This window comes from Chitinispirillales bacterium ANBcel5 (assembly GCA_029688955.1).
Taxonomy (GTDB): domain Bacteria; phylum Fibrobacterota; class Chitinivibrionia; order Chitinivibrionales; family Chitinispirillaceae; genus Cellulosispirillum; species Cellulosispirillum alkaliphilum.
Map to the genome: position 1 here is coordinate 53,086 of JARUKZ010000012.1, position 20,377 is coordinate 73,462.

16 protein-coding genes are annotated in these 20,377 nt (G+C 43.7%); 7 read left to right on the top strand and 9 right to left on the bottom strand.

Translation table 11 applies throughout. The features are described from left to right. Positions 1-178: 178 nt before the first annotated feature. Together QA601_08530 and QA601_08535 are read right to left on the bottom strand one after the other, a co-directional pair. Entirely contained in the window at positions 179-3,871 is a 3,693-nt protein-coding gene (locus QA601_08530; protein ID MDG5815121.1) for a tetratricopeptide repeat protein, read from the bottom strand. Between the two features lie 231 nt (positions 3,872-4,102). Further along, a complete protein-coding gene (locus QA601_08535; protein ID MDG5815122.1) occupies positions 4,103-4,696 on the bottom strand; it encodes an N-acetylmuramoyl-L-alanine amidase in 594 nt (197 codons plus the stop codon). Between the two features lie 52 nt (positions 4,697-4,748). Here QA601_08535 and QA601_08540 point away from each other — a divergent pair, with 52 nt between their 5' ends. Then, positions 4,749-5,456, top strand: coding sequence for an SDR family oxidoreductase (locus QA601_08540; GenBank protein MDG5815123.1), 708 nt, complete (start codon positions 4,749-4,751; stop codon positions 5,454-5,456). Here the strand turns inward: QA601_08540 and QA601_08545 are convergent. Further along, a complete protein-coding gene (locus tag QA601_08545) occupies positions 5,446-5,937 on the bottom strand; it encodes a low molecular weight protein arginine phosphatase (GenBank protein ID MDG5815124.1) in 492 nt (163 codons plus the stop codon). The genes QA601_08540 and QA601_08545 overlap by 11 nt on opposite strands. Positions 5,938-6,028: 91 nt before the next feature. Here QA601_08545 and QA601_08550 point away from each other — a divergent pair, with 91 nt between their 5' ends. After that, positions 6,029-6,358 carry a hypothetical protein gene (locus tag QA601_08550; GenBank protein ID MDG5815125.1) on the top strand — a complete coding sequence of 110 codons (330 nt, stop codon included), beginning with the start codon at positions 6,029-6,031 and terminating at the stop codon, positions 6,356-6,358. 12 nt (positions 6,359-6,370) lie between these two features. Here the strand turns inward: QA601_08550 and tyrS are convergent, their stop codons facing one another. Beyond that, complete coding sequence (gene tyrS / locus QA601_08555) at positions 6,371-7,651, bottom strand: tyrosine--tRNA ligase (protein ID MDG5815126.1); 1,281 nt, start codon at positions 7,649-7,651, stop codon at positions 6,371-6,373. A gap of 258 nt (positions 7,652-7,909) precedes the next feature. On the opposite strand from tyrS, the gene QA601_08560 reads away from it, so the two are divergent. Continuing rightward, complete coding sequence (locus QA601_08560) at positions 7,910-8,890, top strand: calcium/sodium antiporter (protein MDG5815127.1); 981 nt, start codon at positions 7,910-7,912, stop codon at positions 8,888-8,890. Between the two features lie 2 nt (positions 8,891-8,892). On the opposite strand, the gene QA601_08565 is transcribed toward QA601_08560, so the two are convergent. Genes QA601_08565 through QA601_08585 form a run of 5 tightly spaced genes read right to left on the bottom strand, consistent with a single transcriptional unit; the run spans position 8,893 to position 13,405 of the window. Beyond that, complete coding sequence (locus tag QA601_08565) at positions 8,893-9,240, bottom strand: YraN family protein (GenBank protein MDG5815128.1); 348 nt, start codon at positions 9,238-9,240, stop codon at positions 8,893-8,895. 39 nt (positions 9,241-9,279) lie between these two features. Further along, positions 9,280-10,368: a protein kinase gene (locus QA601_08570; protein MDG5815129.1), complete on the bottom strand. Its 1,089-nt coding sequence runs from the start codon at positions 10,366-10,368 to the stop codon at positions 9,280-9,282. Positions 10,369-10,394: 26 nt separating this feature from the next. Further along, complete coding sequence (locus QA601_08575) at positions 10,395-12,575, bottom strand: FHA domain-containing protein (GenBank protein MDG5815130.1); 2,181 nt, start codon at positions 12,573-12,575, stop codon at positions 10,395-10,397. Continuing rightward, entirely contained in the window at positions 12,568-13,149 is a 582-nt protein-coding gene (gene gmk / locus QA601_08580) for a guanylate kinase (protein ID MDG5815131.1), read from the bottom strand. The genes QA601_08575 and gmk overlap by 8 nt, the downstream gene beginning before the upstream one ends. A gap of 37 nt (positions 13,150-13,186) precedes the next feature. After that, entirely contained in the window at positions 13,187-13,405 is a 219-nt protein-coding gene (locus QA601_08585; protein MDG5815132.1) for a hypothetical protein, read from the bottom strand. Between the two features lie 400 nt (positions 13,406-13,805). Between QA601_08585 and gap the strand changes: the two genes are divergently transcribed. The 4 genes from gap (at position 13,806) to ppsA (ending at position 20,348) form a co-directional block, all read left to right on the top strand. Beyond that, positions 13,806-14,807 (top strand): type I glyceraldehyde-3-phosphate dehydrogenase, encoded by a 1,002-nt coding sequence (gap, locus tag QA601_08590; protein ID MDG5815133.1) that lies wholly within the window; start codon positions 13,806-13,808, stop codon positions 14,805-14,807. A gap of 84 nt (positions 14,808-14,891) precedes the next feature. Then, positions 14,892-16,439 (top strand): trehalose-phosphatase, encoded by a 1,548-nt coding sequence (otsB, locus tag QA601_08595; protein ID MDG5815134.1) that lies wholly within the window; start codon positions 14,892-14,894, stop codon positions 16,437-16,439. A gap of 23 nt (positions 16,440-16,462) precedes the next feature. Next, complete coding sequence (locus QA601_08600; protein ID MDG5815135.1) at positions 16,463-17,854, top strand: hypothetical protein; 1,392 nt, start codon at positions 16,463-16,465, stop codon at positions 17,852-17,854. A 112-nt stretch (positions 17,855-17,966) separates the two neighbouring features. Next, positions 17,967-20,348, top strand: coding sequence for a phosphoenolpyruvate synthase (gene ppsA / locus QA601_08605; protein ID MDG5815136.1), 2,382 nt, complete (start codon positions 17,967-17,969; stop codon positions 20,346-20,348). The last annotated feature ends 29 nt before the right edge of the window (positions 20,349-20,377 follow it).

Consider the following 20,377-nt stretch of genomic DNA (forward strand, 5'->3'; position numbering starts at 1 on the left):
TGAGTTGAACAATTTCTATTCATAATTTTTTTACCGCATCTCAAAACTACTCTTACCTACTTAAAATAAGTCCCTATTAAATTTATATGCAATTATCAGACCGAAGAATAACAAAAAAAAGGGAGATGAACTGCTATTCACCTCCCCAACCTTTTTTACCGTCTTGCCTTTTTTTACGCTATTTCCCTGCTTTTCTTAACTCCTCAAGCACCTCAGGATCATCCGGATCAAGCTCCCGTGCTTCTTGGAGCAGTTGCAGATAAAGCTCTTCGTTTCGTCTCACCTTAGCCAATCGGGCAAGTCCCACCTTAGCAACAGCAAACTGCGGATCTGCGCGCAAAGCACGATTATAAAACGTCTCAGCCCAGGTAAACCTGCTCATCTCAATGTATGTCTCAGCTCTTTCATAGAGGGCGCGTGGATGGCTACGATCTATGAATTCTATCTCCTCATAGGTCTCAAGTGCCTGTTCGAAGTTTTCCTGCTTGCGCTGGACTCTCGCCAACAGCAGCAGAGCATCGATATTTTCAGGATCGGTGGCAAGGATATCTAACAACGCATCCTCAGCATCACTAAAGTTCTCCTGTGAGATAAGGGCCTGAGCATACATGAGAAGGAAACGATTATCATGCTGCAACTCCACCAGTTCTTCAATTTCGGCCTGTGCCTTTTCGGTCTGTCCTGTTTTTTCATAGAGCTGAAACAGCTGATAGCGAATATCCGGGTCATCACTTCGCACCACTTTTGCTTTCTCAAGAAGCTCAATAGCTTTTTCTACTCTCTCAGTAGAAATGTAGCCTCTTGCAAGCATTGCCATAACATCAGGATCATTGGGCTCTAAAGTATTTGCGATTTCCAGATTAATAAGCGCCTCGTTTACTTCACCCTTTCGCATAAGGAGAATACCAATTCTTTTGTTGGCCTCCAGATGCTGGGGATCTGCTTGAACATAATTTTGATACGCCTCAAGCTCCTGATCCTCATTACCCAAATTACCATGTACCTGGGCCATTTCAAGCCAAACCTCAGGCAACGAATCGGCAAACTCGGTACTTTGCTCCAGCAGCGCAACTGCCCTCTCCTGGTTTTCTTCATCTTCAGCATACAACAGCCCCAACCTCAACACATTGCGAAAATCCTGAGGATAGGATTTGATATTATTTTCGTAAATAGTTATGGCTTTGGAGATGTCGATTTCTTCATGAAGATTGGCTGTTTTATATGCAGCATCGGCATCTTCTGTACCCGGAACAGAGATATAATCCAGGTATGCTTTAGCAGCATTTTCCATATCTTCATCATTTTCATAGGATTGAGCCAACATCATCAACATTCGCCTCAGTGTTGGTACCCTCAGTCGTCTGTCTCTGAATTCTTTAATGGTCTGGGCAGCCTGGCTATACCTTCCTGATTTAAAACATGCCTCAGCATACATAATCAGCAACTCTATATCATTTGATACCTTTGTTACCGGTTCAAGATATTTGGCTGCATCCTCAAATTCTTCATTTTCAAAGGAAGCTTCTCCCACTGTCTTGGCCAGTTCAACGTCATCTGGATTTCTATCCAAATAGCGTCTGAACGCTCTTAATGCTTCCGCTTCTCTACCCTGTCCCTGATACAGCTCACCCAATTCTTTGTATTCTTCAACAGCTTCGGAATTCATCATTACCGTTTGTTCGTAGGTAATGATCGCTCCGTTTACATCACCACTTGCAGCCTGACTTCTTGCCAGTGCTGAAAGTGCATCAGTGTTTGTAGGGTCGAGCTGAAGAGCATCCTGATACATGTCGATTGCTTCCTCATGATTTCCCCGTCGCTGGTAAATCATCCCCAGGGTAGTATATGTGGAAAAGTCGGCATCTCCAGATTCTATTACACCAGTTAAAGCGGTTATAACCTCGCCCTCTTCTCCTTTGGCTATGACTATTTCAGCATACCTTTGATAAAACCCTTTGATATCGGGGTCGATTTCGATAGCAGCTCTGTAAGCTACAAGCGCACCGTCCAATTGATCCATTTCATACAGAGCATCCCCCAAATCACGCTGAGCCACAGCATCCTGTGGATTAAGCTCAAGATAGGTCCTCAATGCATCTACTGAAGCCTGTTTCTCTCCTTTTTGCTGATGAAGATGAAATAAACGGCGGAACACTTCCGCATCTTCAGGAGTAAGTTCTGCAAGATCTAAATACATCGACAGCGCTGTTTCGGTATCGTTGTTTTCATCGGCATAACGAGCAAGTCTCAGACGGCTTTCAGAATTACCCTGATCCAACTCAACAATTTTCTTATCTGTCTCTGCAAGCTCATCTGCAGAATCGGTGTTGTAATAACACGTTGCCAGGTTAACAAGAAATTCCATATTCCGGGGTTCTTTTTCTACCAGTGCCTCAAAATGACCTTGGGCATTTTGAAAGTCTGACTCTGTAAGCAGCACATCAGCAAGAATTTTTCTCGCTTCCCATCTATTTTCATCGAGTTCAAGTGCCCTGGTAGCTGCCGATTTTGCTTTTTGAAGATTTTCGGTATTATAAGCAGCGATTGCAATACCTTCTGAAGCGGCAGCACTGTTTTCAAGGTTATTACTTGTTTCAAAGTGCTCAAGTGCCTCTTCATACCTTTGAGCATCAAGATTATACTGGCCCAAGGAGAGGAATACGCTCGGATCGTTGGGGCTAAGGGCCATCATCGCTTCAAGTGTTTCTTTGGCCTTCTGATCCATATTGTTGTTTTCATAAAGATCAGCCAGACGAGCGTATCCTTCAACATCATTGGGATTCAGAGCGATCGCTCTTTCCAGGTGTTTAATCGCTTCTGTGCTGTTTTGCTGTCCCTCATGGGCATCAGCCAGGAGAAAATAGACATCGGAAACGATTTCACCATTTTCATCTGCGTTCCTGATGAACTCAAGATGTGGCAGCGCATCACCAAAATCCTTATTTTTTAGATGATTACGTGCAACCTTTTCCCGTGAAAAAAGTGCTTCTTTCTCTGTACTTTCACCAAAACTGCTCACAGCATTACTGAAAGCGTTAATGGCACCCTGTTGATCATTAATCTGCTCTTTGGATATCGCTTTCATGTAATAATCCATAGACTCCATCATGTCTTGCTGCACATTATCAAAGCCTCTTGCTGCCTCGCTGTAATTCTCAAGACCAAAATTGGCTCGTGCAATAAGCAAAGACGCTTCCGAAACATTGGTCTCTTTTTCTACTGCAGCATTGAGATAGGCAAGAGCGCTGTCAGCTACGCCTATTTCAACATAAGCCAAACCGATGCTATAAAGTATCTGCCCCTCTTCTTTTTCCATCAAAGCACGTTTAAGCAGAGGTATTGCCCTGTGGTATTCACCTTCATTGATGTAGATATTTCCAAGCTCACGGTTAGCAATGATGTTAGCAGAATCGGTTTCTATTACCTTCTCGAGTGCCTTTTTTGCATCAGAGGAGCGATCCAGATCGATACATGCACGAGCGTATTCCCAACTGGCTTCAGCAGTGAAATCCTGCTCAAGAGCCCTGTTTGCGAAAGTCATGGCATTTTGGGACTGGCCAAGCGAGTTATAGATTTTTGCAGCACCCAAAAGTGACTGGTAATGGTTAGCATCCATTCGGGAAGATACAAGGTAAGCAGCCAAAGCCTTTTCTATCATACCAAGTTTTTCATTAGCCTGAGCAATCTTTACCCATACCTCAGGGGTCCTCTGAGCAGGCGGAATCTGTTCATCTGCATAGTCCAGTGCTTCTCTGTAGTTTTCAGCATCCATTAAGTTCTGAAGCGTTTCATCCGCTGAGAGCCCAAATGGAACGGCAAGCAAAAGAAAAAATATCAGAGCCTTCTGTGCAATGGTCCTCTGTTTCGACATCCTAAACCTCCTCAGCGTATGCATACCCGCTGATATCAAGTTAAAGCAATAAATTATTATCGTTATTAAGCATTTAAAGAATGGACTTGTCTTACTAAAATGATTATTTGTCCCGTAATCCTGCAAGTTATCCAGGATCAATGTAGTAAATAATTCGGCATTTTAAGAAAGCTCAAAAGCCTCTTTGCTACAATTATTATATCCGCTCATGAAATTTTTAAACAGTTATCATTATTTTTTAGCGTTTAAAGCCTCTTTAAACCATTCCCATCGAAACAGTGGCCCGGGATCGGTCTTTGGTATCGCTCTTATTCCAAGCCTAACCGCCCTTTCTCCGGCTATGTCATCATGGCCAACATAATTAAAACCCCTGCAATACCTCTTTTGCATATCACCACACAAATTTATTAGAGAAATATACTGCTTTTCAGTAAAACCAGAGTGATGAGTTGCTACAAATTCTATACCTATCGAAAATTCATTGACCCCTTTGCGGCAATCGGGAGGGGGCATAATGCTTGCTCCGCTATGCCAGGCTTTCTTCTCCTCCGGGACGAGTCTTACGATCTGACCATCTCTGCATATTAGATAATGACTACTTACCCCATAATCGCAAAAGATCTTCACTATCTGCTCAAAATTATACTTACCGGACTCAGTTCTTTCAACCGCACTTATATAATGGAATACCACGGTATCGATTATGTCGCCCGTTCGATCTTCCCAAAGATGCTGCTTTTCTGAATCCTCAATCCTCTTTCCAATGGTTTTCCCATCAGCGAGAAAATCATTACGTCTATTTAACAGGCAATCGACAATTTTCACCAGCATCCTCAAAAAAGTTGAAAGAGTTAAAACAATTAGCTAATTTCATGGAATGAACACCATTAAACAAGCCGTGCTTCTAACCGGAGCCCCAAAACGAATTGGACTCTCACTTGCACGTGAGTGCCTAAAGATGGGATTTTCAGTAATCATTCACTATAGAAGCAGTCCAGAACCTGCTTTAAGCGAACTGTCCGGACACCCCGATGTGTTTTTTATAAAATGTGACCTGAGTGACTGCTATTCAAGTTTTAGTAAAAAAATAATGGAACTACCTGTTATACTAAAAGGGCTGGTAAACAATGCATCCCTCTTCACCAGCGGTGACCTTTCAAATCCTGATCATTTAAAAGAGCTGCTTGAAATAAACGTTATGGCACCTGTTCGGCTCGTTGCCTCCCTGGCCCCGCTTATAAAAAAGGGTTGGGTAATCAATATTACCGATGCATATATCGATAGTTTTAACAGAAAGTTTCAGAACTACCGCATATCTAAAAAAATATTAACCGATATAACCAAACAGATGGCCTCCTTATATGCACCAGAAATTAGAGTAAATGCAATTGCCCCAGGGGCTATACTCCCTGCTGAATCCGGCCAGGAGACCAGGAAGCAATTTGATGGGCTTAAAACAAAAATCCCCCTGAAGGAAACCGGGAACCTAAAAACAATTGGCCAGACATTTCGCTTTTTGGTAGAAAATGATTACATCTGTGGGGAAGTAATCAGAGTCGATGGTGGCTTGCATCTTAGTTGCTGACTTTATAAGGAGCAACGGATTCCAGTATTAATGGATAAACTCTGTCTATATGCTTAGCGATTGTATCAAATGATTTTTGATACGCCTTTAGAGAACCCCCGATAGGATCTTTTATGTTTCCCTTTTTACTCTCTTTTCCCGGCCAGGAACCAAGAAGGAATGTATTATCCAGCACTCTTGGGAAGAAAAGTTTAATGAACTCTTTATGAACAAACTCCATGGTAAAAATAAGATCAGCACTTAAAAGCTCCTCCGGAACCAATTGTCTTGAAGTGTGTTGGGAGATATCTATTCCCTTTTTAGAGCACACAGTGACTGCATTTTCTGAAGCGGGCTTACTATCCAGACCATGAGTACCCATAGAGCTAACAGTACAGTCAGTGACCTTGGATTCGCTTAGCTTCTTTCTCAGTATGCCCTCAGCCATGGGGCTTCTGCATATGTTACCAGTGCATATGAAAACTATCTGGTTTTTCGACATTTATATCCTTTGGTTTAAAAGTGCTGCGGCCAGAGATATTTTTATAGAGGAAAAATAGTATTTTAAACTGAAAAATACAGGAGATTCAAACATGTCTTTAACTAGTGAAGAAAAAGGAATCATAGAAGAAGCACTTTCGGTGTATGTGCAGATTGTTTCACGTCAGGTACCCCCTCAACAGGTGCAGCAGCTTGCAGCAGTGGCGCAGGGTATAGTCAAGAAACTGGATCAGGTAGGGTCAGGCGCACAGAAAGGTGCCAACAAACCAGCCGGAATCAGTGATGAATGGTTCAAAAATGTATGCTCCTCGTGTGAGAAACTGGAAGCATCCGGATGCAGTGATAAGGTAACAGAGAAGTTTCCGGGTAAATGTGACCCGATTCTTCATTACGAACGCGATAAAGTGCTGGGTAAAAGGTAAGCTGCATGAGAATCATGCAGCTTTTATGATATAGAAGCTCTTTTTTCCCTTCTGGAACAGGATATACTTATCGCTTATAAGCCTTGAAGTATCAACCTTTAAGTTAGAGTCGGTTATTTTTTCCTTATTCATTTGAACCCCACCCTGTGCGATAAGCCTTCGGGCCTCACCCTTCGAAGAGAACATTGAGCTCTTTTCTGCCAAAAGTTCCAGAAGCGCCACTCCGTTACTCAAAGCATCTCTTGAAACCTGGGCCTGAGGCACCCCTTCGAAGATCGATAAGAAATCCTGCTCTGAAAGCTTAAGAAGCGCTTCTGAGGTTCCTTTGCCAAAAAGGATCTGAGAGGCTTCAACTGCCATTCTGTAATCACTTTCTGAGTGCACTCTGATAGTCACATCCTCAGCCAACGCCTTTTGCATAATTCTTTCGTGTGGTGCCTCACTGTGTCTTTGCTCAAGGTCCTCAATCTGCTCTTTTGATAGAAGTGTGAAGATTCTCAAAAGCTTTGGCGCATCCTCATCGGTGCAATTCATCCAATACTGGAAAAATTTATAGGGTGAAGTCATCTGCGGATCAAGCCAAACACTCTCGCCACCTTCAGACTTACCAAACTTTTTACCATCGGATCTGGTGAGCAGAGGACAGGTTAAAGCAAAACTCTCCCCTCCCCCTTTTCGTCGTACAAGCTCGGTCCCGGAAGTGATATTACCCCACTGATCCGATCCTCCCATCTGAATGGAGCAGTTTTTATTCTTATAAAGCCAGTAAAAATCGTATGCCTGAAGCAATTGGTAGCTAAACTCTGTAAAAGAAATCCCCTGATCGTAACGACTTTTCACCGAGTCTTTAGACATCATGTAATTAACGCTAAGGTGTTTGCCTACATCCCGCAGAAAATCCAGAAAGGTGATGTCTTTCAACCAATCATAATTGTTGACTATCTCCGCATTGTTTGAATCCTGGGAGAAATCGAGGAATTTTTCGAGCTGTTTTTTTATTCTCCCCTGATTATCAGCAATCTCTTCGAGGGTGAGCAGGTTTCTTTCCTGACTTTTTCCCGATGGATCCCCGATCATTCCTGTTGCTCCGCCCACTAACGCAAGCGGTTTATGGCCACAGCGCTGAAAATGCATCAAAAGCATTATTGGTATCAGATGCCCAATGTGAAGCGATTTGCCGGTAGGATCAAACCCTGCATATCCCACACACATCCCCTCAAGAAGCTTTTCCTCTGCACCGGGAGTGATGTCATGAATCATCCCTCTCCACCTAAGCTCTTCTATGAAATTCATATCATACACCCTTTCCACTCTCAAATTCTAAACACAAAGAGATGGAAAATAATAAAAAGAGAACCCGATTTTTAGATTATTATTTCCATGCATAACCAAGTACACCTTTTTTTGAGCTCAAACTGATACGAATACAATAAAAGTACTGTTACCTATTTGGCACTTATAATTAATTTTATACTACTAATCGGTTTTAATTTTTTAACTTTAAAGGGGTAGTGTCTGGAATTCCTGCACCCAATCATTGAAACCAACATACTGCTAGCCTGGTTAGTTCTAATCGTCGCTTTCATTATACTTGCAAAGTGCGCCGATCTATTTGTAGAAAGTGCGGTAGTTATAGCAGATCGGTTTAAAATTCCAAAACTGGTGATTGGAATTGTACTTGTCTCTCTTGCCACTACCACCCCGGAGATGACAGTTTCTTTGATCTCTGCTTTTAGAGGCAAACCTGAAATGGCCCTTGGTAATGCTATCGGCTCGGTAATTTGTGACGATGGTATTGCGTTGGCACTTGCAGGTATCGTCTCCGTCGGAGTTATTACGATTCAACCTCGTGTGCTAAAAATATCTGCCACCTTTTTAATACTGCTTCAGCTTGTAACGTTTTTCTTCGTAATTGGGAACAATACTTTAAACCGGTGGCAGGGAGGCGTACTGGTAAGTATCCTCGCTGTATACATAGCGGTACTGTACCATCAACATAAAAGAGGTAAACTGCATTCGGAAATGGAGCTGATGGAATTAGACAGGGAGATTGAAAAAGAGAAGAAAAAGAGTTTAAAGATCCTAAGTTTTGTATTTTTGATTGGTCTTGGTGGAATTATAATTTCAAGCGAACTGATCGTTACCTCGGCTGTGCACATCGCCGGCTGGATGGCAATCCCCCAGTCTGTGGTAGCACTTACCATTATTGCACTTGGTACCTCTTTACCCGAAATTGCAACCAGTGTAATAGCAGCACGTAAAGGGGAAGGTCAAATAGCAGTGGGTAATATACTGGGAGCTGATATTCTTAATATTAGTTGGGTGGCAGGAGTGTCTGCTATAGCAAATCCGCTCGTTTTAGAGCGCCGGGAGATTTTATTTATGTTTCCCTCCATGTTTATCATCGTTGGAGCAATGCTTATCATGTTACGTATGGGCTACAGTCTCACCAGAAAAAAAGGGATAGCTCTTCTTAGCCTCTATATTCTGTATGTTATCAGTTTTCTTCTTATTTTTCCCAGAAACAATTAATTCTACATGGAGATAAAAGCATTTTTCAGATGCTCAACTTCCCCCTTTACTACCGCTATAACATCAAATCTGCAGGGTTTATTTACAATTTTATGTTCCATCATATACCTGCGAGCCACCCTGATCAGATTTTTCTGTTTTGAAGGGGTTATTGAGAAAAGAGGGTTTCTTGAACCATACCTGGCAGATTTCACCTCCACAAAAACGAACGTGCCATCCATATCCTGTGCGATACAGTCTATCTCACCAGCCTTGGTTTGAAAATTTCGGGAGACAATAGTATACCCCTTCCCCAGAAGGTATTCAACGGCGCGATTCTCACCGATTCGACCCTTTTCACGAGTGTTCATAAGCGCCCTGCCTTCACTGTTGGCTATTGGGTGTAATCACTAATGATTAAGAATGTGTAAAAGAAAAGCAACGCCTAATCCTGCAAGCATAAGCCAGGTAAGCCATTGGGTTTTGGCCATGTCAAGCCAATATCTTTTATCAAATAACCAATTTTTTTTATAAGGATTGTAACCACGTCTGTCTCCGCTGCGACGATCGGTTATACGCTGATCGGTATAAGTTTTGGCCCCCTTATCCTTTGCACCTATTGAAGGAATCCGAAACTGAACGGTTGTATGTTCTACCCTTTCGCTTATATCAACCGAGTCCAGATGGTTTAGCATCTCCTCAATTGAATCGTAGCGGTCCCGTTTATCTTTTTTCAACGCCTTAAGGATGATCAGCTCCAAACGCTTGGGGGTATCTTTTCTTTTAAGTGATGGTGGAACAGGTAATTCATGTACCTGCTTATATGCCACCGCCATGGAGTTATTTGCAGTAAAAGGAGGACGGCGGGTTAAAAGCTCATAAATCACTACACCAAGAGAGTAGATGTCGGTTTTCATGTCCAGCTTTTTTCCCTGAGCCTGTTCGGGAGACATGTACTCAGGTGTCCCTACTGCAGAGCCGGTCATGGTGATACCAGTACCGGTAAAAATTTTGGCTATACCAAAATCAGTTATTCTGACAATACCTTTTTTGTCAAGCAGGATATTCTGTGGTTTTATATCCCTGTGAATAATATTGTTATTATGCGCATAACGCAACCCCCGGCATATCTGTTTTGCAAGATCAACAATTTCCTGTATAGAAAGGGATCGCCTTTCGGCTATGTAACTTTCCAAATTTTTACCATCAACATATTGCATGGCAAAAAAACTGTAACCATCATCCTCACCATACTCAAAAATGCTGACTATATTTTGGTGCTGCAGAAGCGAGATGGCCTTTGCTTCAATCTCAAACCGTTTGGCAAATTCGGTATCCCTTGAAAATTGAGGGGGAAGAACCTTTAGCGCTACGGTTCTTTTTAGTGGCTCCTGGAGTGCTTTGTAGATATCACCCATTCCGCCACCACCAATTTTACTTAAAATTTTATAGTTTCCTATACTGTCAGGGATAATCTCGGTTGTTTTATTTCTAATCATTTAAAACACTCTTATGGTTAATTTATTCAGACAGTTCTTGCACTGCTTCTGCCGGTAAGAGCCACAATCATTAAAATAATTAATCCGGTGGTCAGGTAAAACAACGATGTCCACTCTTTTGCCATCCCCACATTTTGCTCAAAGACGAAACTGTTTAGCATCATACTATAGATAGGTTTAAAAAACGTAAGCTCACCAATCCAGCGCCCCGGGCCACTCATGGCATCCACAGGCAGAAGAATACCGGAAAAAACAATTTGGGGGATAAGTACCATTGGCATTATACTTAAAGCCCTCCCAACCGTAGTACTAAGCGCACTCACTGTAAGTCCCAGAGTACTGCCGCAAAAAGTTGCAACTGCAAGTAGGAAAAACAGCAAAAAAGAAACAGGTAAATTCCCAAACAGAATATGAAGTGAAGAAGCAAAGAGCAGTGCCTGAGCTAAAGAGAGAACAAAGCAAGAGCCAAGCCGGGCCAGAATATAAGACCCAGGCTGCATCCCAGCACTTCTCTCTCTTCTTAGAATCCACCACTCACGCGCAATTTCCCTGACCGAATTAAGCGCCCCAAGCCAAAGAGCCGAAATGGTAAGTGCACAATAAAAATTAGCAGGAAAAAGTGCTGCATCGGCTCTAAAAACAAGTGCCAGGAAAAATGCCATCAGTGGGGCCTGCAAAAAAAGCAGTAGAAGATTGAGCTTATTTCTTACAGTGACCTTTAAATATCTCGATAAGAGTATCACCAACTGAGACAGAACTCTCTTGATGAAAAATCGGTTTTGAAGCGGGAGCAAGAAAAGTGATATTTTCTCTTTTAAGGGCAAGCAACGGTGTGTTTCTTTATCAATCAACAATTCACTGGGCGGAAAGGGAAGTGAGTTTGGCCCCGAAGTTTCCTCATACACTTCCGCTAAAGAGGATACCCCAAAGTGGCTGCAAATACTTTCTGGTTGTCCGTTATAAAGAACCTTGCCCTCGTGAAGGAAAATAATTCGGTCACAAAGCTCTATTTGCTCAAGGGAGTGGGTAATAAGCAGTAACGTGTGTCCCTTATCAGAGATTCTGCGAAACAGTTTCATAAAACGTCTGACCAGACCAGGATCGAGTCCGTCAAGTGGTTCATCAAGAATGACCAGTCCCGGTGAAGCAAGCAGCTCAATTCCCAGGTGTACCCGCTTTCTCTCACCACCCGAAAGCTCCCTCACCCTACGCTCACATAATGCCCCAAGCTCAAGCAGTTCAACGATCTGCTTAACCCTGACCACACGCTCAGCTTTTGTGCTGTCTGAAGAAAGCCGTAGAACAGACTGCTCAACAAAGGTTTCCCAAACTGTCAGTTCCGGGCGAAGCAGATCACTTTGAGATACATAGCCAATATCTCTGCGCGACACATTTGCAAGCTTTTCAGCCAGCAGCCCGTTGATGCAAACAGAACCGGATTGGGGAACTATCTCCCCGGTTAAAACCCTGCTCAAAATACTTTTCCCTGATCCCGATGAACCAAGAAGCGAAACAAAAGCCCCGGGTTCCACTGAAATACTCACGTTTCTTAAAAACACCCGTTTTTTCAAGGCGACATTCACATTGGAAGCTTCAATGCACGCCCCTCTCTTCGCATCACTACTATGGAGAAAACCACCCTGCACATAAAACCTAAATGGGCCTATGTGTATAACATCTCCCTCGAAAACCTCAGCACGTCTGATCGCTTTACCGTTTACATAGGTTCCGTTGGTGCTTCCATTGTCGATTAGTTCATAGCCATCGGGACCTGATCTGAACCGCGCGTGCACTCTGGAAACCAGGGGATGAGAAAGCGAGATCTCATTTTGCTCCGAGCGACCTATGCTGATCTCTCTTTTGTCCTCAATGGTGACTGTGCGCGCGGGGGAAAGTAAAGTGAAGGCAAGCTGTTTATTTTCTATTGTGATGGCAAACTGAAGCACACCAAATGAAAGTATTGAGCCGTTTTTGAGAATCGCCTTCTGAAACGAACGGCCATCCACATAGATACCATATTTGCTGCCGGTATCAAATATTTCTGGTTTTGAGCTGTCGCAGCGGACCAGTGCATGCTTTCTGGACACCCCTACCCCGGCAAGCCGCATAGCACAGGAAGGGTCTTTGCCTATGGTGCGCTCACGACCATCCAGTGGAAAATAGTAAACACTCTCTGCATCATAGTCCAGATCAAAAGTGTCATTCATTTACTAGTTTTTTTACCAGCTCTACCAGTTCACAGCGGGTTTGTTCAAGATCATCATTAACGATCTCATACTCATAGCGTCCCTGTTCTCTGGCAAACTGCAGCTCCTTTTTCGCGTTTTGGAGGCGCAGTCGTACCGTGGCCTCATCATCAGTGTTTCTGCCCCTGAGCCTTCGCTCAAGCTCCTGTGCTGAAGGTGGTACGATAAGTATGCCAACCGCTTCGGGATACACGGCATCAAACTTTTTCTTCCCATAAACATCGATATCCATTATAATGCTGCGGGAAGAGCTGATCACCTCATCGATAAATTTTTTAGGAGTACCGTAGTAGTTGCCATGTACAAGCTCCCACTCCGCGAACTCTCCCTTTTCGACGCGCTCCTTAAACTCCTGCTGCTGCATGAAAAAGTAGTGCTCCCCGTGACGTTCACCAGGACGTGGTTTTCGGGTTGTAGCGGAGATCGAATACACAAGACCGGGTACCGTTTTTATCAGATATTTAAGCAACGTAGTCTTACCAGCACCCGATGGTGCAGAAAACACCAATATTTTTCCTCTTTTTTTATCACTCATATATCTTCTTCAACTTTAAAATGGTAAAATGTATGTCTCAGTCTCTGTCTTCTTTACTCTGAGCCGCTTCCTGCGCACGCTGCTCCATTACGGCCTTTATCTCCAATGCCTCCTCTTTAAGATCCCGCTCCATAGTAAGCAGACGTTCAAGCTTGCTAAGGGTGTTTATCATACCGTTCATGGTCTTACTTATAACCAAAAACAGAATAAAGAGGAAGAACAAAGTTGTTAGGGCAATAATTATATGAGCAACCATTCAAAAACTCCAAAATTCAGACAACGTGTCTCCAAAAATAGTAAAATACATTCTGTTCGCTACCAGGTTCCTTTCTATAGAGCTAAATTATAGTCTTTGAGTTGAAAAAAAAACAGCCGTTTTCGTCTCAATTTGAATTATCGCCAGGAGTTCTGCCTAAAATTGAGACCCAAGTTCATTTGTCTATACAGTAATATTTTGGTGGCCCAAATATTGAGTATTTAAGGAATGTGGTATGAATAGAGAGTGAACAGTAAGGAATACTGCGCTGTTGCACTCCCGCTATAGCCTTTTACCGGCCGGGCCTTTTTTTGGAACTGTTTTTGCACCCTCTTTTTAATGATCTCCCGCCCTTTGGGTGGGGTTATTGTTCTACAATGGTAAAGAAAGGGGACACTATATGGCAACGATAGCCATAAACGGTCTTGGCAGAATAGGCAGAGCATCACTGAAGATTATTATGGATAATCCTCAGCTTGAGCTTGTTGCTGTTAACGATCTCCTTCCCTCAGAAAACCTTGCCTATCTTCTTAAATACGATACGGTATACGGTCGCTACCAAAAGGAGGTTAGTGGGGAAGGTGATTCGATAAATATCGGTGGTAAGAGCATCAAATTGTTCAATATCAAAAACCCCGTTGAGCTTCCATGGAAAGACCTGGGGGTAGATATAGTGCTTGAATGCACGGGTATTTTCTCCAAAAAAGATCAGCTTCAGATGCATCTGGATGCTGGAGCAAAGTACGCGGTGCTTTCCGCTCCCGGAAAAGGCGGTGGCATAAAAACCGTTGTTCCGGGGGTAAATTCAGCAGAAAAAGAGGATACCATTTTCTCTACCGCAAGTTGTACCACCAACTGTATCGCGCCGGTAGTAGAAATCATGAAACGAAGAATAGGTATTGAAAAAGCACTCATGACTACCATTCATGCCTATACTTCATCTCAAAACATAGTAGACGGTCCCAGTAAGAAGGTACGCAGGGGACGTGCAGGGGCAATAAATTTGGTGCCGACATCAACGGGCGCGGCAAAAGCCACAGCACTGGTTATCGAAGACCTTGAAGGCATTTTCGATGGGGTCGCGATACGGGCACCCGTACCAGTGGGATCCGTTTCAGACATCGTTTTTGTTACCAACCGGACCACTTCCGTTACAGAAATCAACAGCGTCTTTCAGGAAGAGAGCACGACCAATCGCTATAAAGGTATTCTCGGTGTTTCAGAGGAGGAGATTGTCTCTTCAGATATCATCGGTGATACCAGAGGCTCAATTGTTGACCTTACCATGACCATGGTGGTTGGCTCAAATCTGGTGAAAATTATGAGCTGGTATGATAATGAGTGGGGATATGCCTCACAGATGGTCCGTGAATCCGCGCGAGTTGCTAAAATGCTTGAATAGCTTGGTTTGGGGCGGTACTTTCTGTTTCTCAGTGCAGAAAGTACCCTCGTTTTTCTTATCACTTAACCCTATAGGTTACTTTCTATGAACTACAAAGGCAAAGAGATTACAGCTGTCATTCTCGATCTTGATGGAGTGATTACCGACACCGCATCTCTTCACACAAAAGCCTGGAAAGAGATGTTTGATTCCTTTTTGCAAAAAAGATCTTCCGGTGGCGAATTTAAACCCTTTGATCCCGTTTGGGAGTATTTGCACTATGTGGATGGCAAGCCACGCTACGAAGGAGCGCGGGCATTTCTTGAATCACGGGGTATAGAGCTACCGTTTGGTTCTTCACAGGATAGCCCAGATGCAGAAACGGTGTGTGGGCTCGGCAACCGAAAAAACATCATCTACAATTCACTGCTAAAAAGCCAGGGTGCTGTTGTTTTCGAAGATACGGTGGAGATGGTAAAAAAGTGGTTGTCTCATGGTATTAAACTGGCGGTGATCTCTGCCAGTAAAAACTGCCGTGATGTGCTTCAAAGTGTCGATATGGAAAAGTATTTTAGAGTAATAATCGATGGTAACGATGCGCTCAGTCTGAATCTTAGGGGTAAACCTGAGCCGGATGTGTTTGTTGCTGCAGCTCAAAAGCTTGGGGTGAGCAAAGATACCGCAGCGATTGTGGAAGACGCAACGTCAGGAGTAGAAGCGGGCAAAAAGGGTGGCTTTCACCTGACAATTGGTGTGGCAAGACACAACAGCAGACCCGATCTTTTGTATAAAAGCGGGGCCGATATCGTAATCGCAACACTCACTGAGCTGGATACCGAGGAGATCACAGAGCGTAAATCTCCTCAGGAGCTTCCATCAGCACTCAACCATGCAAGCACAATCGCTTCACGGCTAAAGGAAAGTTGTTCAACACTTTTTATTGATTATGATGGTACACTTACACCAATAATCGATTCGCCCAGAGCCGCATTTTTGTCTCCTTCAATGAAAAACACCCTCAAAAACCTTTCATCAGTTTTCAATGTGGCAATAATCAGCGGAAGAGATCTTCAGGAAGTTAAACGTTTGGTGGGCATAAGCAGCATTTACTATGCCGGTAGCCATGGTTTTGATATCAGCGGGCCGGAGGACATGAGGTTTCAACTGCAGCAGGCTATTGAGACTTTACCCCTTTTAGATACCACCGAAAAAGCCCTTAAAGAGGAGCTTAAAGCTATTGAAGGTGTATTCATGGAACGTAAGAAATTTTCACTGGCAATACACTACCGCAGTGTGAAAAACGATGATCTTAGCATGTTCCAAAATAAAATTGACGCTCAGGCGACTCAAACAGATAAGTTAAAGCTTACTTACGGTAAAAAAGTAATTGAGTTTAAGCCGGCTTTAGACTGGCACAAGGGTAAAGCAGTCAGTTGGATTTCACAGAAACTTCATCAGAACGGGTGTTATCCGCTTTCAATATACATAGGGGATGATATAACCGATGAAGATGCCCTTAAAGAGGTGGCACACAATAATGGAATACCAATTCTGGTTGGTGATCATGGAATACCTACTGCCGCGCGTTTTTCGTTGCAATCACCAGATGAAGTTGAGCTTTTTCTAAATAAGCTTACTCATTACTATAAATAGAAAAAGTACGGGTAAACAGGTTTATGAGGTTTCAACCGGAGCGATACATCTCTCAGCTGGACTCTTCAAAAACACTATTACAGGCTTTGTGCACCTATTTTCAGGGCAATGCTTTTCCTAACGCGGGAATCACTCCGGTGCCAAACTTTTTAGCCGGAGTCGTGCAGTTTTTACCTCAATGGGTACGATCACAGATCTACACGTACGGTGGATGGTGGGAGGGGATAGATAAAAAGAAGCTTTCACAGGTGCAATCACAGGATATTACCCGCTGGGCTCTCGATCATTATCCTGGCAGCTGCTATGGTGGTTTGATGCTGGGTTCATCTAACGGTGCGGCGATTCACCTCGCGGCAGCTCTCAAAACGCCATGGCTCCCTCAAACTGTTATGATTCCGGTACGAAGAAGGTGCCACCCCGATGATGTCTGGGGTGATAAAGAGTGGGGCGAAAAAGTCAGAAAAGTCATTACAGAAAACAACCGCGATCTTGCCGTGTATCAGGCACACGACCCCATTCAGGATCGTTTGTTAATGAAAAGAGTATCACTGTTTAGATTAAAACAGCTTCAGCTCCATCCCCCCGTTTATCACTTCTTAAACACAAAGGTTCTGAGTGATTCTCCTGTCATTACAATAGAGTGCAATCATAAATGGCCTCTGTATACAAGCTCAGAGAGATCCTTTTTTCAGGTGGGCGGATTTGGCGATGTCCGGCCACGGGAATATATCAAAGGATCCAGGAGAGTAGGACATTTTCTCAGGGAGAATAACTCCGGTTTAAGCCTTTGGACAAACAGAGGTCCAGACACAACCGGTCCTGAGGCGGAATGGGGGTTCCAAAAGTCTATCCTTGAAAGTATCAGAAAGATAAAAAACCGTACGCTTATCCGTGTCATATTTCGGGATCCTGAAGATCTCAGCCCATTTGTGGCAGACCTGTACTCTTTTTGGTACGGTAAATATGGCTACCCGGAAACATCACAGATTATAGCGGAGTCCTTTTGCCTGCTTGAGCCTTTTCTTGCAGAAAGGTATCGTTTACTTCCGTTCTGGATGGCTTTTAACACTTCCGTATCTCTCCGTTCACTGAGCGGATATGTTAAAAAGCGCACTATAAACAGAATTCTTACACTGCTCTTTGCCCCCGGAGTGAAAGGTATAGGCGCAGTTTCTGTAGATCAGTGGTATGAGCAACTAATCAGTTTGGGGGCCGAAGTGTACTTTCCGGGGACAAAAAAGCAGCTATACCCCTGTGATCCCGGGTTCGTTTTGAGGTATCATGATCAGCTAAAAAAGTTGCTATCAGCCCGGCCGCATCCTCCACTGCCAAAACTCCAACCCGATGAGATGCTCAGTTTCTATAAGAAAAACCGGTGGAAGTATTCGGTGAAGATAGTTGTTGAGAAGCTGTAAGGGGCATGGGATTCAAAGCAACGGCAGGAAATTTGCATGATAATTCTTACAATTTTTAAACAGGGTATAAAGCGCTAAAGCAACCAGAAATAAAGATTGGAGAGGTATTACTATGGCTGCACAATCAAGTTACATTATGTGGTTTGAAGAGCTTGGGAATGAAAATGTCGAACTGGTTGGTGGTAAAAACGCATCTCTTGGAGAGATGATCCGCTCTTTAAAAGAGCAGAAGGTAAGAATACCCGATGGGTTCGCTACAACATCGGAGGCATATCGACGTTTTCTCTACGCAAACCAGCTTGATAACAAAATTCAATCGCTTATCGATTCCTTCCAGCGGGGTGATAAACAGTTGGCAGATGTTGGCAGATCCATAAGAGATCTGTTTCTTCAGTCGGAATTTCCCGAGGAATTTTCAAGAGAGATTAGAGAAAACTATCGCGAACTCTCCAGACGTTACGGAGTTAAGGAGGCCGATGTTGCAGTGAGAAGCAGCGCAACGGCCGAGGACCTTCCCACTGCCAGTTTTGCAGGACAGCAGGAGACCTTTTTGAATATCTCCGGTGAAGAACAGCTTCTTCTCTCCTGTAAGCGTTGTTTTGCGTCACTTTTTACCGACAGAGCGATCTCCTACAGAACAGAAAAAGGGTTCGACCATATGAAAGTCGCTCTGTCCGTTGGAATACAGAAGATGGTCAGATCCGATCTGGCAGGATCGGGAGTGATGTTCACGCTTGATACCGATACCGGTTTTCCCAATGTGGTAATGATAAACGCCGGATGGGGTCTTGGTGAAACGGTGGTGCAGGGATCGATCACCCCCGATGAATACGTGGTATTTAAACCGCTCCTCGATAAGCCTGGCAAAAAACCGGTGGTAGGACTATCCATGGGTGAAAAGGCACGAAAGATGGTTTACAGTGGTGGCGGAACATCGACCACAAGAACAGTGGATACCAGTCATCACGAACGCTCTACTTTTGTATTAACCAACGATGAAATAATCACGCTGGCCAGATGGGCCACAGTCATCGAAAAGCATTATGGTAAACCGATGGATCTTGAGTGGGCTAAGGATGGAGAGACAAACGACATATTTATTGTTCAGGCCAGACCGGAAACGGTTCAGTCTCAAAAGCAGCCTAAATCTCTTAAGGCGTACAGTTTAAAACAGGAGGGAAAAAGAATCGCCCAAGGATCCGCTATTGGGGAAAGTATCGCCACTGGTAAGGCTCAGATGATTCGTTCGCCTGAGCAGAAGGATCAGTTCAGGGATGGTTCCATACTGATCACCGGTATGACTGATCCCGACTGGGTTCCAATTATGAAACGGGCAAGTGGTATCATTACCGATCATGGCGGAAGAACTTCACATGCAGCTATAGTCAGCAGGGAGCTTGGAATACCCGCAATTGTGGGCACCGGAAGCGGCACAAAGGATATCCCAGACAAAGAGGAAATCACTCTTTCCTGTGCAGAAGGAAAACAGGGGTATGTTTATGAAGGAACACTTGAATATGAAGAGAGGGAGATAGACATCGAAAAGCTTCCCACACCTCCAGTTGATATCATGATTAATATTGCAAGTCCCGACTCCGCTTTTAGATGGTGGCAACTGCCTGTTAAGGGTATAGGTCTCGCGCGAATGGAATTTATAATCAATAATGCCATTAAGATTCACCCAATGGCTCTTGCTCACTACGACTCAATACAAAGTGAGGAGGATAAGGCGCTGATAGATGAACTGACCTATACCTATGAAGACAAAAAGCAATACTTCATCGATAATTTAGCGTATGGAATTGCCCGTATCGCCGCATCACAACACCCGGAACCGGTTATTGTAAGGATGAGTGATTTTAAAACAAATGAGTACGCGAATCTCATTGGTGGAAAGCAGTTTGAACCCGAAGAAGCAAATCCGATGCTTGGTTTCAGAGGCGCTTCCAGATACTATGATGACCGGTACAGGGATGGATTTACTCTTGAGTGCCTTGCCATGAAAAAGGTAAGAGATGAGATCGGACTCGATAATGTAAAAGTGATGATCCCGTTTTGCAGATCAATTGATGAAGCAAAGAAAGTTCTTGAGGTTATGGAAGGCAATGGGCTTAAACGGGGTGAGAGTAATCTTGAAGTCTATGTGATGTGTGAAATACCATCTAATGTAGTCATCGCGGAGAAGTTTTCGGAACTATTTGATGGGTTCTCAATTGGATCAAATGATCTAACACAACTTGTGCTTGGGGTCGACAGAGATTCTGCTGAACTCAAAGAGCTCTTTGACGAGAGAAATGACGCGGTTAAAGAGATGGTAAGAATGGTAATCAAAAAAGCACACGCGGCAGGACGGAAGGTTGGCATTTGCGGGGAAGCGCCAAGTAATTATCCCGACTTCGCGGAGTTTCTGATACGTGAGGGAATCGATTCAATCTCGTTAAACCCCGACAGTGTTATTGGGGTAATGGAGTATACATCAAAAATAGAAAAATAGCGGTACGGCTACGCACAACGAACTCTATC

Coding starts and splice junctions, on each gene's coding strand:
- QA601_08530 (MDG5815121.1), bottom strand. CDS start 3,871: ATGTCGAAACAGAGGACCATTGCACAGAAGGCTCTGATATTTTTTCTT.
- QA601_08540 (MDG5815123.1), top strand. CDS start 4,749: ATGAACACCATTAAACAAGCCGTGCTTCTAACCGGAGCCCCAAAACGA.
- QA601_08545 (MDG5815124.1), bottom strand. CDS start 5,937: ATGTCGAAAAACCAGATAGTTTTCATATGCACTGGTAACATATGCAGA.
- QA601_08550 (MDG5815125.1), top strand. CDS start 6,029: ATGTCTTTAACTAGTGAAGAAAAAGGAATCATAGAAGAAGCACTTTCG.
- tyrS (MDG5815126.1), bottom strand. CDS start 7,651: ATGAATTTCATAGAAGAGCTTAGGTGGAGAGGGATGATTCATGACATC.
- QA601_08565 (MDG5815128.1), bottom strand. CDS start 9,240: ATGAACACTCGTGAAAAGGGTCGAATCGGTGAGAATCGCGCCGTTGAA.
- QA601_08570 (MDG5815129.1), bottom strand. CDS start 10,368: ATGATTAGAAATAAAACAACCGAGATTATCCCTGACAGTATAGGAAAC.
- QA601_08575 (MDG5815130.1), bottom strand. CDS start 12,575: ATGAATGACACTTTTGATCTGGACTATGATGCAGAGAGTGTTTACTAT.
- gmk (MDG5815131.1), bottom strand. CDS start 13,149: ATGAGTGATAAAAAAAGAGGAAAAATATTGGTGTTTTCTGCACCATCG.
- QA601_08585 (MDG5815132.1), bottom strand. CDS start 13,405: ATGGTTGCTCATATAATTATTGCCCTAACAACTTTGTTCTTCCTCTTT.
- gap (MDG5815133.1), top strand. CDS start 13,806: ATGGCAACGATAGCCATAAACGGTCTTGGCAGAATAGGCAGAGCATCA.
- otsB (MDG5815134.1), top strand. CDS start 14,892: ATGAACTACAAAGGCAAAGAGATTACAGCTGTCATTCTCGATCTTGAT.
- QA601_08600 (MDG5815135.1), top strand. CDS start 16,463: ATGAGGTTTCAACCGGAGCGATACATCTCTCAGCTGGACTCTTCAAAA.
- ppsA (MDG5815136.1), top strand. CDS start 17,967: ATGGCTGCACAATCAAGTTACATTATGTGGTTTGAAGAGCTTGGGAAT.